The sequence below is a fragment of the Pseudolysinimonas kribbensis genome, assembly GCF_030161895.1.
In the GTDB taxonomy this organism is placed as follows: Bacteria; Actinomycetota; Actinomycetes; order Actinomycetales; family Microbacteriaceae; genus Pseudolysinimonas; species Pseudolysinimonas kribbensis.
This window is the reverse complement of sequence record NZ_BSVB01000001.1, coordinates 2,924,542-2,938,523: the sequence shown is the minus strand read 5'-3', so window position 1 is coordinate 2,938,523 and position 13,982 is coordinate 2,924,542. Positions and strand designations below refer to the sequence as shown.

Below are 13,982 nucleotides of genomic sequence, written 5' to 3'. Positions count from 1 at the left end.
ATCGGGTGTTGCCATAATCCCCCCGTGACCGACGCCGCTCCCGCCTCGCGACGCCCCTGGGCTTACGCGATCTTCCTGATCATCGCCGGAGCCTCCGGCTGGTGGGCCTCCTTCCAGCTCACGCTCGACAAGTTCGCGATCCTGGAGCACCCCAAGACGGCGCTGAACTGCAACATCAGCCCATTCGTGCAGTGCGGCACGAACCTGAACTCGCCCCAGGGCTCCGCCTTCGGATTCCCCAATCCGATCATCGGCCTCGGCGGGTTCGCGGCGGTGATCGCCGTCGGCGTCACCCTCCTGGCGGGCGCGCGCGTCGCGAACTGGTACTCGTGGATCTTCAACCTCGGGGTCGCCGGCGCGCTCGCCTTCGTGATCTGGCTCATCGGGCAGAGCGCCTACGTGCTCGGCACGCTGTGCCCCTGGTGCGCGCTGGTCTACCTGGTGATGTTCCCGCTGTTCTGGATCGTCACCCTGCGCAACGCCGCGCACGGCGTCTTCGGCGCGGCCATCACTCCGGCAGGGCGCGCGCTGCTGCCGTGGGCGGTGCCGATCGCGATCGTCTGCCTCATCACGGTCGGGCTGATCTTCCAGCTGCAGCTCGACGTGCTGCACCACCTCTGAGCTGCTTCTTCAGTAGCCTCACAGAGTCCTCCGACCACCGACACTTAGGTTCCACACCGTGCCCGAAGAGCGACTTACCAAGAATCAGCGACGAGAGCAGGCCCGTGAGCTCGCCCGCAAGGAGCGCGAGAAGGCGCAGCGTCGGGATCGCCTGCGCAAGATCCTGATCCCGGTCGTGGTCGTCGTCGTGCTGCTGGCCGCGGCCGGCATCACCACCGCGGTCATCGTCAATCAGCCCAAGCCAGCGCCGGTGAGCGCCAACGGACCGAAGAACATGATCGGGGATGGCATCGTCCTGACCGGCAAGGGCGGCAAGATCGTCGCGACCCGGTCCGCGGGCATCAAGAAGGGCGACTCGCCGTCGCCGATCCCGACCGACACGTCGGCGGGCGCGCCCATCCACATCACGACCTACGTCGACTGGGCCTGCCCGGTGTGCAAGACGTTCGAGGAGGCCAACTCGTCGTACATCTCCGGGCTCGTGAAGTCGGGCAAGGCGGTGCTCCAGGTGATGCCGGTCGCCATCGTCGACCGCAGCTACCAGACGTCGCGGTATTCGAGCCGCGCGAACAACGCCGCCGCGTGCGTCGCGAACTACGACCCCGACGATTTCCTGACGGTGCAGAAGGCGTTCTACGACAACCAGCCCCAGGAGGGCTCGACCGGCCTGACCGACACGCAGATCGTCAACCTCGTCAAGAAGGCCGGGCTCGACGACGGCAAGGTGACGTCGTGCATCAACGGCGAGAGCTTCAAGAAGTGGGTCTCCGCGGCGACGACCCGCGCGACCAACGACCCGACGCTGCAGGGGGCTCAGGGCTTCGGCACGCCGACGGTGTTCGTCAACGGCAAGCAGTACACGACGATCACCGAGGACAACGCGACCTTCAAGGCGTTCGTCGAGTCGGCATCCTGACCGGTGCATGAAATCCGTGCGTCGGCCTCGGCCCGACGTGCGGATTTCGTGCAGCCGCCTGCGCGGGTCAGGCGAACCAGAGGTCCAGTTCCCGCTGGGCCGTCTCCGGGGCGTCCGAGCCGTGCACGAGGTTCTGCTGCACCTTGAGGCCCCAGTCGCGGCCGAGGTCGCCGCGGATGGTGCCGGGGGCGGCCGCGGTCGGGTCGGTCGTGCCGGCGAGGGAGCGGAATCCCTCGATCACGCGGTCGCCGGCCACCCGCATCGCGACGACCGGACCGGACTGCATGAACTCGACGAGCGGTTCGTAGAACGGCTTGCCCTCGTGCTCCGCGTAGTGCCGGGCGAGCAGTTCGCGGTCGGCGGTGAGCATCCGGATGTCGACGAGCTGGTAGCCCTTCGCCTCGATGCGGCGCAGGATCTCGCCGGTCAGGCCGCGGGCGACGCCGTCCGGCTTGACGATGACGAGAGTCTCTTCGACGGGCATGGTCACTCGCTTTCCGCCGGCGGGCGCCGGCGCTCGATCTGGCGGGAACGGACGAAGCAGTAGATCCAGAGGGCGGCGAACACGGCGCCGACGACGTACATCGCGGGCGTCAGGATGCCGAGCAGGATGAGCCCGAGCTGGGCGACGGCGCCCGCGTAGACGGCCCACGTCCAGCGCTGCAGGCCCGCGAGCGCGACCAGCACCACGAGGGCGATGCCGCCGCCGAGCAGGGCGGGCAGCGGGGCGAGCACATGCAGGCCGAAGACGACGAGCGCGGCGAAGAAGATCACCGCGGCCTCCATGCCGAGCACGATCGACAGCAGCGACTCGCGCAACGATCGCGTGCGGCGCACGCGCCCCGCGGGTTGAGGAGCGCCCGGCGCAGCCGGACGCGTCTCGAAACCCTCACCGCGATCCGGGTTTCGAGATGCGTCGCCTCCGGCGGCGCTCCTCAACCCGCGTCACCGCCCTTCCATCCCTCGGCGTCCGCGAGCGCGATGGCCTCGCCCACGAGCGTGATCGACCCGGTGACGACGACCGCACGGCGGGGCGCCGCGGCGGCCCAGTCGCGGGCCGAGGCCAGCGCGAGGCCGGCATCCGTGAAGGAGAAGACGGTGTCGCCGGGCGCGACGCCGCCGACCAGGTCGGCGAGCTCCTCGACGGGGCGCGCCCGCTCGGAGGCCGTGGTCGTCACGAAGAACTGGGTCGCGAACGGGGCGAGCTCCTCGACGATCCCGTGCGCGTCCTTCTCGCGCAGGATGCCGAGCACCACCGTGATCTCGTCGAAGTCGAAGTACTCGGTGATCGCGTTCGCGAGCGCGGCCGCGCCGTGCGGGTTGTGCGCGGCGTCGACGATCACGGTCGGCTCGGTGCCGATGAGTTGAAGGCGCCCCGGAGACGTCGCGGTCGCGAGCCCCTCGGCCACGACATCCGGATCCAGCGCCCGCGTGCCGTCGCCGAGGAACGACTCCACCGCGGCGATCGCTACGCCTGCGTTCTGCGCCTGGTGGTCGCCGTACAGCGGCAGGTAGAGGCCGCGGTACTCGCCCGCCCGCCCGCGGACGTCGATGACCTGGCCGCCGACCGCGACCGTCGTGGACTCGAGGGCGAAGTCGACGCGCTCCACGGCGACGGTCGCCTCGTCGTGCTCCGCGGCCTCCCGCAGCTCGTCGAGCGCCTCGATCGGCTGGATCGCCGTGACGACCGACGCCGCGGGCTTGATGATGCCCGCCTTCGTGCGCGCGATCTCGGCGATCGTGCGGCCGAGCCGCTCGACATGGTCCAGCGCGATGGGGGTGAAGACCGCCACCTGCCCGTCGGCGACGTTCGTCGAGTCCCACTCGCCGCCCATCCCGACCTCGAGCACCATGACGTCGACGGGCGCGTCGGCGAAGATCGCGAACGCGAGCGCCGTGAGCGCCTCGAAGAAGCTGAGCGGCGCCTCGCCCGCCGCGATGAGCTCGGCGTCGACGATGAGCAGATAGGGCCGGATGTCGTCCCAGTTGCGCGCGAACGCCTCGTCGCTCACCGGCCGGCCCTCGATCATGATCCGCTCGGTCACCCGCACGAGGTGCGGGCTGGTGAGCAGGCCGGTCTTCAGGCCGCTGGCGCGCAGCAGGGACTCGATCATCCGGCTCGTCGAGGTCTTGCCGTTGGTGCCCGTGATGTGCACGACGGGCGCCGACCGCTGCGGGTCGCCGAGCAGCTCGACGGCGCGGCGGGTCGCCTCCAGCCGCGGCTGCGGCGTGGCCTCGCCCACGCGGGCGAGGAGCTCCGCGTAGGCCGTGTCCGCCGCTTCCCGGAAGCGCTCCTCGTCGTCGGAGCTCACGCGCGCGTCACCGTGATCTGCACGGTCCGATTCTCCCCCACCGTGACGCTGCCCGCCGCCCCGATGGCGACGTCGAGCGCGGTGGCGAGGGTCTCACCCGCGACCAGCTCGCGGTGCGCCTCGATGGCCGCGACGACCGCCTCGTCGCCGACGAGTACCAGCGCGATCCGGTCGCCGACCTCGAGCCCGGCGTCCTTGCGCGCCTGCTGCACGGCCCGCACGACGTCGCGCGCCAGGCCCTCGGCCTCGAGCTCCGGCGTCACGGCGGTGTCGAGCACGATGAAGCCGCCGCCGGGAAGGAAGGCGATCGCCTGGTCGGCGTCGGCCGCCTGCAGCTCCAGCTCGTACTCGCCCGGCTCGAGCGCGACGCCGCCTGCGGTGACCGCGTCGCCCTCCTGTGCCCAGTCGCCGGACTTCGCCGCCTGGATGACGCGCTGCACCTCCCTGCCGATCCGCGGTCCGAGGGCCCGGGCGTTCACGCCGAGCCGCCGGGTGATGCCCCACTCGCCGAGGCTCGACTCCCCCAGCGGCGCGAACGCGACCTCCTTGAGGTTGAGCTCGTCGCGCAGGATGTCGCCGAACGCGGCGAGCGCGTCGCCGTCGGTGCTGACCACGGTCGCCTTCGCGAGCGGCAGCCGCACCCGCAGCCGGCGCGCCTTGCGCAGCGCGTTGCCGGCCGACGCGATCTCGCGCACGCGGTCCATGGTGCGCACGAGCTCCGGATCGCTCGGGAATTCGGCGGCGTCCGGCCAGTCGGTCAGGTGCACGCTGCGCCCGCCGGTGAGGCCGCGCCAGATCTCCTCCGTGACGAGCGGCAGGAGCGGCGCCGCCACGCGGCACACCGTCTCGAGCACCGTCGAGAGGGTGTCGAAGGCGTCCCGATCGGTGCCGTCCCAGAACCGGTCGCGGCTGCGCCGCACGTACCAGTTGGTCAGCACCTCGGCGAAGTCCCGCAGGGCGAGCGCCGCGAACGGGCTGTCGAGCGCGTCGAGGTGCTCGGTGACCTGCTCCAGCAGCTCGCGGGTCTTGGCGAGCAGGTAGCGGTCGAGCACGTTCGTGCTGTCGGTGCGGCGGGCCGCGCGGTATCCGCCCGGTCCCGCGGTGTTCGCGTACAGGGTGAAGAAGTAGTACGTCGACCAGAGCGGCAGCAAGAGCTCGCGCACGCCGCCCCGGATGCCCTCCTCGGTGACGACGAGGTTGCCGCCGCGGATCACCGAGCTCGACATGAGGAACCAGCGCATGGCATCCGCGCCGTCGCGATCGAAGACCTCGCTCACGTCGGGGTAGTTGCGCAGCGACTTCGACATCTTCTGCCCGTCGTTGCCGAGCACGATGCCGTGGCTGATCACGTTCGAGAACGCCGGCCGGTCGAACAGCGCCGTCGCGAGCACGTGCATGAGGTAGAACCAGCCGCGGGTCTGCCCGATGTACTCGACGATGAAGTCGGCCGGGTTGTGGCTGTCGAACCACTCCCGGTTCTCGAACGGGTAATGCACCTGCGCGTAGGGCATCGAGCCGGAGTCGAACCAGACGTCGAAGACGTCCTCGATCCGCCGCATCGTCGACGCCCCGGTCGGGTCGTCGGGGTTCGGGCGGGTGAGCTCGTCGACGAACGGCCGGTGCAGATCCACCTCGCCGTCGTCGTTGCGGGGCAGCCGGCCGAAGTCGCGCTCCAGCTCGGCAAGGGACCCGTACACATCCACGCGCGGGTACGCGGGGTCGTCGCTGCGCCAGACCGGGATCGGCGATCCCCAGAACCGGTTGCGGCTCACCGACCAGTCGCGGGCGTTCTCGAGCCACTTGCCGAACTGGCCGTCCTTGACGTTCTCCGGCACCCAGGTGATCTGCTGGTTGAGCTCGAGCATGCGGTCCTTGAGCTCGGTGACGCGCACGAACCAGCTCGACACCGCCTTGTAGATGAGCGGATTGCGGCACCGCCAGCAGTGCGGGTAGCTGTGCTCGTAGCTCTTGACCTGGAACAGGCGTCCGTCGGAGCGCAGCAGCTTGATGAGCTCCGGATTGGCATCCGACCACAGCAGGCCGGCGACCGGGGCGACCTGCGGCAGGAACCTGCCGCCGTCGTCGAGCGACAGCACGACCGGGATGCCGGCCGCGGCGCAGACCACCTGGTCGTCTTCGCCGTATGCGGGCGCCTGGTGCACGATCCCGGTGCCCTCGCCGGTCTCGACGTAGTCGGCGACGAGGATGCGCCAGGCGTTCTCCATGCCCGGCCGGTCCTCGTAGAAGTCCCAGATGCGGTCGTACTGCACGCCGTCGAGCTGGGCGCCGTCGACGCGCAGCCGGCGCGCCTGCACAGCCTCGGTCACCGACTCGTAGCCGAGCTCCTTGAGGTACGCCCCGATGGTGTCGGTCGCGAGGAGGTACTCCTGCGGGCCCTGCACCGACGGGATCACCGAGTACTCGATGCCGGGGCCGACGGCGAGCGCCGCATTGGTCGGGAGGGTCCACGGGGTCGTCGTCCAGGCCAGCGCGTTGACGCCCGTGAGACCCAGCACCTCGGCGCGCTCCCCCACGAGCGGGAAGGTCACGGTGACCGACTGGTCCTGCCGCTGCTGGTAGACGTCGTCGTCCATCCGGAGCTCGTGGTTGCTGAGGGGGTCTCGTCGTTCCAGCAGTACGGCAGCACGCGGAAGCCCTCGTAGGCGAGCCCCTTGTCGTACAACGACTTGAAGGCCCAGAGCACGCTCTCCATGAAGGTGACGTCGAGTGTCTTGTAGTCGTTCTCGAAGTCGACCCAGCGCGCCTGACGGGTGACGTACTCCTCCCACTCCCGCGTGTAGCGCAGCACCGACTCGCGGGCGCGGGCGTTGAAGACGCCGATGCCCATCTCGCGGATCTCATCCGTCTTCGTGATGCCGAGCTGGCGCATCGCCTCCAGCTCGGCGGGCAGGCCGTGGGTGTCCCAGCCGAACCGGCGGTGCACCTGCTTGCCGCGCATGGTCTGGTAGCGCGGGAAGAGGTCCTTCGCGTAGCCGGTCAGCAGGTGGCCGTAGTGCGGCAGGCCGTTCGCGAAGGGCGGGCCGTCGTAGAAGACCCACTCCGGGCATCCCTCGCGGCGCTGCACGGACGCGCGGAAGGTGTCGTCCTTCTTCCAGAAGGCGAGGATGCCGCGCTCGATCTCGGGGAGGTCGGGACTGGCGGGGACTGCGCCGTTCTCGACGTGCAGCGGGTACATCTCGCGGTTCCTCCTCGTGCGATGGTCTGCACGAGGACGACTCACGCCGCGGTACCACCTCGCTTGCCGATCCCGGGAAACCGGACCGGCCGCTCATTGCACGCGATGACGGGCGCACCCGCTCGGGTCTACTCCCCGCCTCGCGGCCGGGTTTCTTCCGAGGACTCCCCGGTGATGGCCGGATCGCTGTCGGTATCGCCATGCTACTCGACCCCCTCGCGGAGCACGGCGAGGGCGTCGTCCACGTAGCGACGCAGCGGATCCCGCGCCGACCCGGCGAGCGCCCACGCCTCCCAGCCGACGGAGATCGCGGCGGCCAGCGCGCGGTGGCGCACCCGCGCGGCCAGCCCGTGATCGCCGTCGGCGCGGGCGAGCAGATGCTCGAGCCGCGCGGTGCGCTGCCGGCCCGACTCCGGGAGCTCATCGGCGACGCCCATCGCCTCGGCCTGGCCGACCGCGAGCGGCACGCGGCAGCCGTCGAGTGCGCCCGCGAGCGCCGTGGAAGCCGGCTCCCCGCGGTCCAGCGCCGCCTCCAGCACGTCGAGGGCGTCGTCCACCTCCAGCCAGAGCAGGTCGGACTTGGCGCTCACGTAGGCGAACAGCGTGGCGCGCGCCACGCCGGCGCGCTGTGCGATGTCGGCGAGCGAGGTGGCCGCGTAGCCGCGCTCGAGGAAGAGCTCGCCGGCGGCCTCCTCGATGGTCGCGCGGGAGGAGGCGCGGGGACGTCCTGCGGGCATGGCCGGATCTCCACTAGGCTCGACGGCGGCAATTGATGGACTCCGTCCAGAATAGAGGCTCCGTGACCACCGCGACCGTTCCCGTCGGCTCCGCCCCCGCGCCGGATCCGGCCCCCGCGCCGCCGACCCGGGTCGCGCGCCGGGTGCTGTGGGCCTCCCTGGTCGGCACCTCGCTCGAGTCCTACGACTTCTACATCTTCAGCTACTTCTCCGCGCTGTTCGCCGCCCCGCTCTTCTTCACGCCGCTCGGGCCGGTGGGCGGCACCCTCGCGGCGCTCGCGAACATCGGGGTCGGCTTCGTCATCCGGCCGGTCGGCGCGATCGTGTTCGGACACCTGGGCGACCGGATCGGGCGGCGGCGCACGCTGCTCGTCACGATCCTGCTCATGGGCGTCGCCACCGGCGCCATCGGCCTGCTCCCGTCGTACGCCACGGCCGGATGGCTCGGCGCCGTGCTGCTCGTGCTGCTGCGCCTCGTCCAGGGCTTCTCGCTCGGCGGCGAGTGGGCCGGCGCCGTGCTGCTGGCCTCGGAGCACGCGGGGCAGAAGCGCCACGCGTTCTACGCGGCGGTCCCGCAGCTCGGATCCCCCGTCGGCTCGCTCGCCTCGGCGTTCATCCTGATCGGGTTCATCAACGCGTTCGGCGCGGGGCTCGGGCCGAACGCCCTCGACGGCTGGGCGTGGCGCCTGCCGTTCCTGGTCGCGATCCCGTTCCTGCTCGTCTCGCTCTACCTGCGCTGGTCGATCGACGAGACGCCGGTGTTCCGGGAACTGACCGAGAAGAACGAGCGCTCGCGGGCGCCCTTCCTCGACACCTTCCGGCGACGCCCGCTGGCCGTGCTCCTCGGTGTCGCGGTGGCGCTGCTGGGCATCGGCTCCTACTCCCTCATGAACACCTACACGGTCAACTACGGGGTCAGCCATCTCGGGTTCTCGAGCACCCAGCTGCTCATCGCCACGAGCATCGGCGGCCTCCTGCAGCTCGTGACGATCCCGCTGTTCGGCGCGCTCGCCAACCGGGTCGGGTCGGCGCGGGTCGTCGCGTGGGGCGCCGTCGGCACCCTGGTGATCGCCTTCCCGATGTACTTCCTGCTGCAGTTCGCGACGTTCCCGATCCTGGTCGGCACGATGATCGTCGGCGGCATCCTGCCGACCGCCAGCTGGGCCGCCCTGGGCGGGCTCATGAGCGACCTCTTCCCCGGACGGTTCCGGTACTCCGCGATGTCGATCGCGTACAGCATCGCGGCCGTGATCTCGGGATTCGTCCCGTTCCTCACCGACGGACTCGGTGCGGCGACCGGATTCGCCTGGTGGCATCCGGGTGTCGTGCTGGCGATCATGTCGCTGATCACGGCCGTCGCGGCGTTCGCCTCGGTGCGCCGGAGCCGGCCCGTCGAGACGCTCTGAGAGCCCGCGCTCGGGGGTCCGCCGCAGTCCGGCGTCGCCGTAGGCTGGGGGTCGCCCCCGCCCACCGCACCGAGGACACATGAGCGACGAGCACGACGACGACGGCCTGAGCGAGCTGTTCGGACCACCCGGGAGGACCGGGCAGCACCCGCAGCGGCCCGCTCCTCAGCAGCCCGAGCCGCAGCAGCCCGAGCCGCAGCAGCCGGCGACCCCGAGCTGGGAGCTTCCGACCACGGCCATGCCGCAGCAGGATGCCCCGCCCCCGCCACCGAGCCCGCGCCGTCGGAGCCCGCACCCGCGGAGCCCGCTCCCGACCCGCTCGCCTGGCTGCTGGCCGGGCAGCAGGCCGCGCCCACCCCGGTGGCCGAGCCGCCCGCACCGACCACCGCATTCGCGCCCGCGACCAGCCCCGGCGGCGAGCAGCCCCGGCATCCGCGGCTCCCTCGAGCGCCGACCCGTTCGGCGTCGCGTCCGCGGCCGCCGGCCTCGGCGTCGGCGCCGCGGCGGAGGACCTCGCCACCCGGCGTTTCGAGCCGACGCCGCCCGTCGGTGGCGACGACGGCGACGGCCCGGTGGGTCCGGGCAACAACCGCCGCACCCTCCTCATCCTCGGGATCGTCGGCGGCGTGCTGCTCATCGCGATCATCGTGCTGGGCATCGTGCTGCTCGCGCGCGGCTCGGCGCCGACGCCGACGCACTCGACCTCGCACTCGCAGTCCCCGTCGGCGTCCGAGACCCCGAGTTCCTCGCCCACCCCGAGCCAGACCCCCAGCGCGACGCCGACCCCCACGCCCACACCCACGCCGACCCCGACCGTGGCGCCGCCACCCTTCCGACCGTGTCGGCCAAGGCGACCTCGCCGGACTGCACCGACCCGACGAAGACCGACGCGCCGTTCACGATCAACTACTCGTCGAGCAACGCCACCGTGGTGAAGCTGGCCAACGGCAGCACGATCGTCGCGCAGGAGGCTCCCCCGCCGCCTTCCCGGGGCTCCAGTACGACTGCACGGCCGCGGCTCCCAGCTACACCGTCACCGCGACGGGGCCCGGCGGCGACTCCGCGCCGGTGACCGTACCGATCACGCCGACGACGAAGCCGTAGCCGACATCGCCTCGAGCGCCCCACGCAGATCCTGCCGCGGCGCGCGCTCGATCGCGCTCGCGCGGGCCCGGGCGAGCAGCTCCGCGATCTCGACCCGCCGGCCGGTCTCGGCCGACTCCACGGCCGCCTCGACCATCGCCAGCGACCGGATGTTGCGCCCGATCGCCCCGGACGGCTCCTCGCCGGATCGCACCGCGCTCACGAACTCGGCGAGCGCGCCCGCGATCTCCTCCGCGGCGCCGGGAGCGAGGTCGGCATCCCCGCGTGCACTGGAGCGCACGCGGTGCTCGCCGTCCCACGTGGCGGTGCCGTCGGGGCCACTCGCTCGCCACACGCCGTTCCACGAGGTCTCGAGCCCCTCGGCGACCCAGCTGCCCGTGTACTGATAGCGCGTGCCGTCGTCGAACCGGAACACGGCGCAGGCCGCGGCGTCCCCGTCGAACCAGCTCCACGACGGGTTCCACGCCTCGCACCACACCGAGACGGGATCGGCCCCGAGCAGGTAGCGGGCCGCATCGAAGGCGTGCACGGCCATGTCGACCAGCAACGGATGCGCCATCTCCTCCCGGAAGCCGCCGAAGTGCGGTCCGCGGAAGAACTCGGTCGTGAGCACCCCCGCCCCGCCGATCTCGGCGATCGCCTCGCGGTAGCGCTCGAGCGACGCGTAATAGCGGCGCGACTGGCTGATCATGAGCAGGCGTCCGGTCACCTCGGCCGCCGCCGCCTGCACGAACGCGTCGGCCACGGTGGGCGCTGCCGGCTTCTCGCACAAGACGGGCAGCCCCGCGAAGAGCGCCTCGACGTTGACGGCGGTGTGCGCGACCGGCACGGTCACGTCGATCACGGCATCGGCATCCACTCGTTCGAGCAGCGCTCCGAGGGATCCGGCCACCTCGGTCCGGAACCCGATCGCCTCGAGCGCCGACCGGGCGAGGGTCTCGTCGAGATCGGCGACGCCGACGAGCTCGACGTCGGGTGAAGCCTGGATCGTCCGCAGCCAGTTGCGCCCCATCGCGCCGGCACCCACCTGGACGACGCGCAGCGGCGTCGCCGCGGCACCCGTCACTCGGCCTGCTCCGTGTTGTGCATCGCGCCCGCGTAGCCGTGGCCGGTGAAGAAGTCGCCCGAGTCGTAGCGCAGCAGGGTCGGGAGCGCGCGCTCACCGTCGCTCCTGGCCCACTCGACCCCGTTGGCGATGACGTGCAGCACATCGGGGTGGTGGTACACGGGGTAGTCCTGGTCGCCCGGGCTGAAGTAGAAGATCCTGCCGTTGCCGCGGCGGAACGTCATGCCGCTGCGGAACACCTCGCCCCCGGTGAACGAACTGATGAAGATCAGCTCGTCGGGCGCCGGGACGTCGAACTGCTCTCCGTACATCTCCTGCGCCGGGATCTCGATCGGGTGCGGGATGCCGCGGGCGATCGGGTGGGTCGGATCCACCGTCCAGACCAGCTCCCGGTCGTTGTCGCTGCGCCAGCGCAGCGTGCAGGTCGTGCCCATGAGCTTGCCGAAGATCTTCGACCAGTGCCCGGAGTGCAGCACGAGCAGGCCCATGCCGGACAGCACGTGGCGGTGCACGCGCTCCACGACCTCGTCCGAGACCTCCGCGTGCGCGGCGTGCCCCCACCAGGTGAGCACATCCGTGCGGGCGAGCACCTCCTCGGTGAGCCCGTGCTCCGGGTCGTCGAGGGTCGCCGTCGTCACCACGGCGCGGTCGCCGAGATACCCCTCGATGCCGCGACGGATCGCGTTGTGCATCCCGTCCGGGTAGATCTCGGCCACGTGCGGCTCGAGCTGCTCGTGGCGGTTCTCGCCCCAGACGAGGACGCGGATGGGGGTGCTCATGGTGTGGTTCTTCCTTCTGTGATCGTCGACTGCGGGACTACTTGAGCGCTCCGCCGAGCGCGCCGGCGGCGATGTAGCGCTGCGCGACGATGAGCAGCACGATGGCGGGGATCGACGCCAGGACGGCGGTCGCCATCACGGGACCCCAGTTCTGCACGTTGCCGCTCAGGTACTGGTAGATGCCGAGGGTGACCGGGCGCACCTTGTCGCTCGTCGTGAGCGTCAGGGCGAAGGTGAAGTCGCTCCAGGTGAAGAGGAACGTGAACAGGGCCGCCGTGATGATCGAGTTCCGGCTGATCGGCACGACGATCGACCAGAACGCGCGGAACTGGCTCGCGCCGTCGACGCGTGCCGCCTCGACGAGCGAGGCCGGGATCCCCAGCATGAAGGCCCGCATGATGAGCACCGCGAACGGGATGCCGAGCGAGGCGTCCGCGAGGATCAGCCCCAGATAGCTGTCGAGCAGCCGCAGGTCGTTGAACGCCGTGTACAGCGCGTTGGCGATCACGATGCCCGGGATCATCTGCGCGATGAGCAGCGCGAGCAGCACGATGCCCTTGCCGCGCAGCCCGAACCGCGCGAGCGCATAGGCGGCTGGTGCGGCGACCACGAGGGTCAGGATGACCGAGCCGATCGCGACGATGAGGCTCGTGCCGAGGTTCCCGAGCTGCTGCGAGAACGCCGCCTGGTACCCGGAGGTGTCGACTCGCGCCGGGAACGGCGCACTGCTGACGGCGCTGCCGTTGGCCTGCAGCGACGCGTTGACCATCCAGTAGACGGGGAAGACCATGACGGCCAGGAACAGCACGCCCAGGATGGTGAACGGGAGCCTGCGGCCGAGCGAGTCGCGCTTCATCGATGTCGTCTCCTACTCGTCGACGGCGCGGCGGTTGAGCCGCAGGTACACGATGCTGAAGGCCAGCGAGATCACGATCAGGATGTTGCTGACCGCCGCGCCCTGGCCGAAGGTGAAGTCGACGAACGAGTAGTGGTACGAGCTCGTCGCGAGGGTCTGGGTGGCGTTCGCCGGCCCGCCGCCGGTGAGCCCGAGGATGATGTCGAGCACCTTGAGCGTGTAGACGACGCCCAGCACCAGCACCACGCTCACCACCGGCCGCAGATTCGGCCAGGTGATGTAGCGGAACGCCTTCCAGCCGGTCGCGCCGTCGAGCGACGCGGCCTCGTACAGTTCGCCCGGGATGTCCTGCAGCCCGCTGTAGAGGATCGTCACATTGAACGGGATGCCCAGCCAGATGTTCACGATGATGACCGCGACGAGCGCGACGTCGGGGCTGGAGAGCCACGGGATCGGCGCCGGGATCACGTGGATCGCCAGGAGCGTCTGGTTGACCACCCCGCTGTCCTGATCAAGCATCCACTTCCACACCGCGCTCGACGCGATGAGGGGCAGCAGCCACGGCAGCAGGAGAAGTGCTCGGAGCACCCCGGCGAGCGGGAACCGGCGGCGGAAGAACAGGGCGAGCAGCAGCCCGAGGATGAACTGCCCGACGATCGAGCCGATCGTGAACAAGGCGGTGTTGATGAGGGTGGTCGAGAAGAGCGAGCTCCTGATCACCTCGAGGTAGTTGCCGATGCCGACCCACGGCGCCTCTCCGGTGAAGAAGGTGCGGGTGCCGTAGTCCTGGAAGCTCATCGTGATGTTCTTCACGATCGGGAATCCGAAGAACAGCACGATGTAGGCGAGCGCCGGCAGCAGGAACAGCCACTGGGTGAGGCCGAGGCGCCGGCGGGCGCGGCGACCCTCCGGCCGTTGCGCGCCCCGGAGGGAGGTGAGGTCGCGGGAGCGGCCGGCCGCCGCGTCGATGGTGGTCACGATGTCACTCC

General features: G+C 70.8%; 12 protein-coding genes and 1 pseudogene. 4 read left to right on the top strand and 9 right to left on the bottom strand.

Going from position 1 to position 13,982, the window contains the following annotated elements:
- Positions 1-24: 24 nt before the first annotated feature.
- Positions 25-621: a vitamin K epoxide reductase family protein gene (locus tag QQK35_RS16210; RefSeq protein WP_284255071.1), complete on the top strand. Its 597-nt coding sequence runs from the start codon at positions 25-27 to the stop codon at positions 619-621.
- A gap of 58 nt (positions 622-679) precedes the next feature.
- Positions 680-1,537, top strand: a complete 858-nt coding sequence (locus QQK35_RS16205; protein ID WP_284255069.1) for a thioredoxin domain-containing protein — start codon at positions 680-682, stop codon at positions 1,535-1,537.
- 67 nt (positions 1,538-1,604) lie between these two features.
- On the opposite strand, the gene ndk is transcribed toward QQK35_RS16205, so the two are convergent.
- The 5 genes and pseudogenes from ndk to QQK35_RS16180 all read right to left on the bottom strand — a co-directional run bounded on the left by ndk (position 1,605) and on the right by QQK35_RS16180 (position 7,782).
- A complete protein-coding gene (gene ndk / locus QQK35_RS16200) occupies positions 1,605-2,021 on the bottom strand; it encodes a nucleoside-diphosphate kinase (protein ID WP_284255068.1) in 417 nt (138 codons plus the stop codon).
- A 2-nt stretch (positions 2,022-2,023) separates the two neighbouring features.
- Positions 2,024-2,374: a DUF4233 domain-containing protein gene (locus QQK35_RS16195; protein WP_284255067.1), complete on the bottom strand. Its 351-nt coding sequence runs from the start codon at positions 2,372-2,374 to the stop codon at positions 2,024-2,026.
- A gap of 98 nt (positions 2,375-2,472) precedes the next feature.
- Entirely contained in the window at positions 2,473-3,849 is a 1,377-nt protein-coding gene (locus QQK35_RS16190; RefSeq protein WP_284255066.1) for a bifunctional folylpolyglutamate synthase/dihydrofolate synthase, read from the bottom strand.
- Positions 3,846-7,045 (bottom strand): annotated as a pseudogene (gene ileS, locus QQK35_RS16185) (isoleucine--tRNA ligase). The gene QQK35_RS16190 and the pseudogene ileS overlap by 4 nt, the downstream one beginning before the upstream one ends.
- A 203-nt stretch (positions 7,046-7,248) precedes the next feature.
- Entirely contained in the window at positions 7,249-7,782 is a 534-nt protein-coding gene (locus QQK35_RS16180; protein ID WP_284255065.1) for a TetR/AcrR family transcriptional regulator, read from the bottom strand.
- Between the two features lie 62 nt (positions 7,783-7,844).
- On the opposite strand from QQK35_RS16180, the gene QQK35_RS16175 reads away from it, so the two are divergent.
- Both QQK35_RS16175 and QQK35_RS16170 read left to right on the top strand, forming a co-directional pair.
- Positions 7,845-9,188 carry an MFS transporter gene (locus QQK35_RS16175; protein WP_284255064.1) on the top strand — a complete coding sequence of 448 codons (1,344 nt, stop codon included), beginning with the start codon at positions 7,845-7,847 and terminating at the stop codon, positions 9,186-9,188.
- A gap of 251 nt (positions 9,189-9,439) precedes the next feature.
- Positions 9,440-10,123 (top strand): hypothetical protein, encoded by a 684-nt coding sequence (locus tag QQK35_RS16170; protein ID WP_284255063.1) that lies wholly within the window; start codon positions 9,440-9,442, stop codon positions 10,121-10,123.
- A 146-nt stretch (positions 10,124-10,269) separates the two neighbouring features.
- On the opposite strand, the gene QQK35_RS16165 is transcribed toward QQK35_RS16170, so the two are convergent.
- From QQK35_RS16165 to QQK35_RS16150, 4 genes are read right to left on the bottom strand one after another with little or no spacing between them, the layout of a single operon-like run.
- The gene (locus QQK35_RS16165; RefSeq protein WP_284255062.1) at positions 10,270-11,358 is read right to left on the bottom strand and encodes a Gfo/Idh/MocA family protein; all 1,089 of its coding nucleotides are present in this window, start codon (positions 11,356-11,358) and stop codon (positions 10,270-10,272) included.
- Positions 11,355-12,137 (bottom strand): ThuA domain-containing protein, encoded by a 783-nt coding sequence (locus QQK35_RS16160; protein ID WP_284255061.1) that lies wholly within the window; start codon positions 12,135-12,137, stop codon positions 11,355-11,357. The genes QQK35_RS16165 and QQK35_RS16160 overlap by 4 nt, the downstream gene beginning before the upstream one ends.
- A 37-nt stretch (positions 12,138-12,174) precedes the next feature.
- Positions 12,175-12,993: a carbohydrate ABC transporter permease gene (locus tag QQK35_RS16155; protein ID WP_284255060.1), complete on the bottom strand. Its 819-nt coding sequence runs from the start codon at positions 12,991-12,993 to the stop codon at positions 12,175-12,177.
- Between the two features lie 12 nt (positions 12,994-13,005).
- Positions 13,006-13,971, bottom strand: a complete 966-nt coding sequence (locus QQK35_RS16150; RefSeq protein WP_425565038.1) for a carbohydrate ABC transporter permease — start codon at positions 13,969-13,971, stop codon at positions 13,006-13,008.
- Positions 13,972-13,982: the final 11 nt, after the last annotated feature.

Coding starts and splice junctions, on each gene's coding strand:
- QQK35_RS16155 (WP_284255060.1), bottom strand. CDS start 12,993: ATGAAGCGCGACTCGCTCGGCCGCAGGCTCCCGTTCACCATCCTGGGC.
- ndk (WP_284255068.1), bottom strand. CDS start 2,021: ATGCCCGTCGAAGAGACTCTCGTCATCGTCAAGCCGGACGGCGTCGCC.
- QQK35_RS16160 (WP_284255061.1), bottom strand. CDS start 12,137: ATGAGCACCCCCATCCGCGTCCTCGTCTGGGGCGAGAACCGCCACGAG.
- QQK35_RS16180 (WP_284255065.1), bottom strand. CDS start 7,782: ATGCCCGCAGGACGTCCCCGCGCCTCCTCCCGCGCGACCATCGAGGAG.
- QQK35_RS16170 (WP_284255063.1), top strand. CDS start 9,440: ATGCCCCGCCCCCGCCACCGAGCCCGCGCCGTCGGAGCCCGCACCCGC.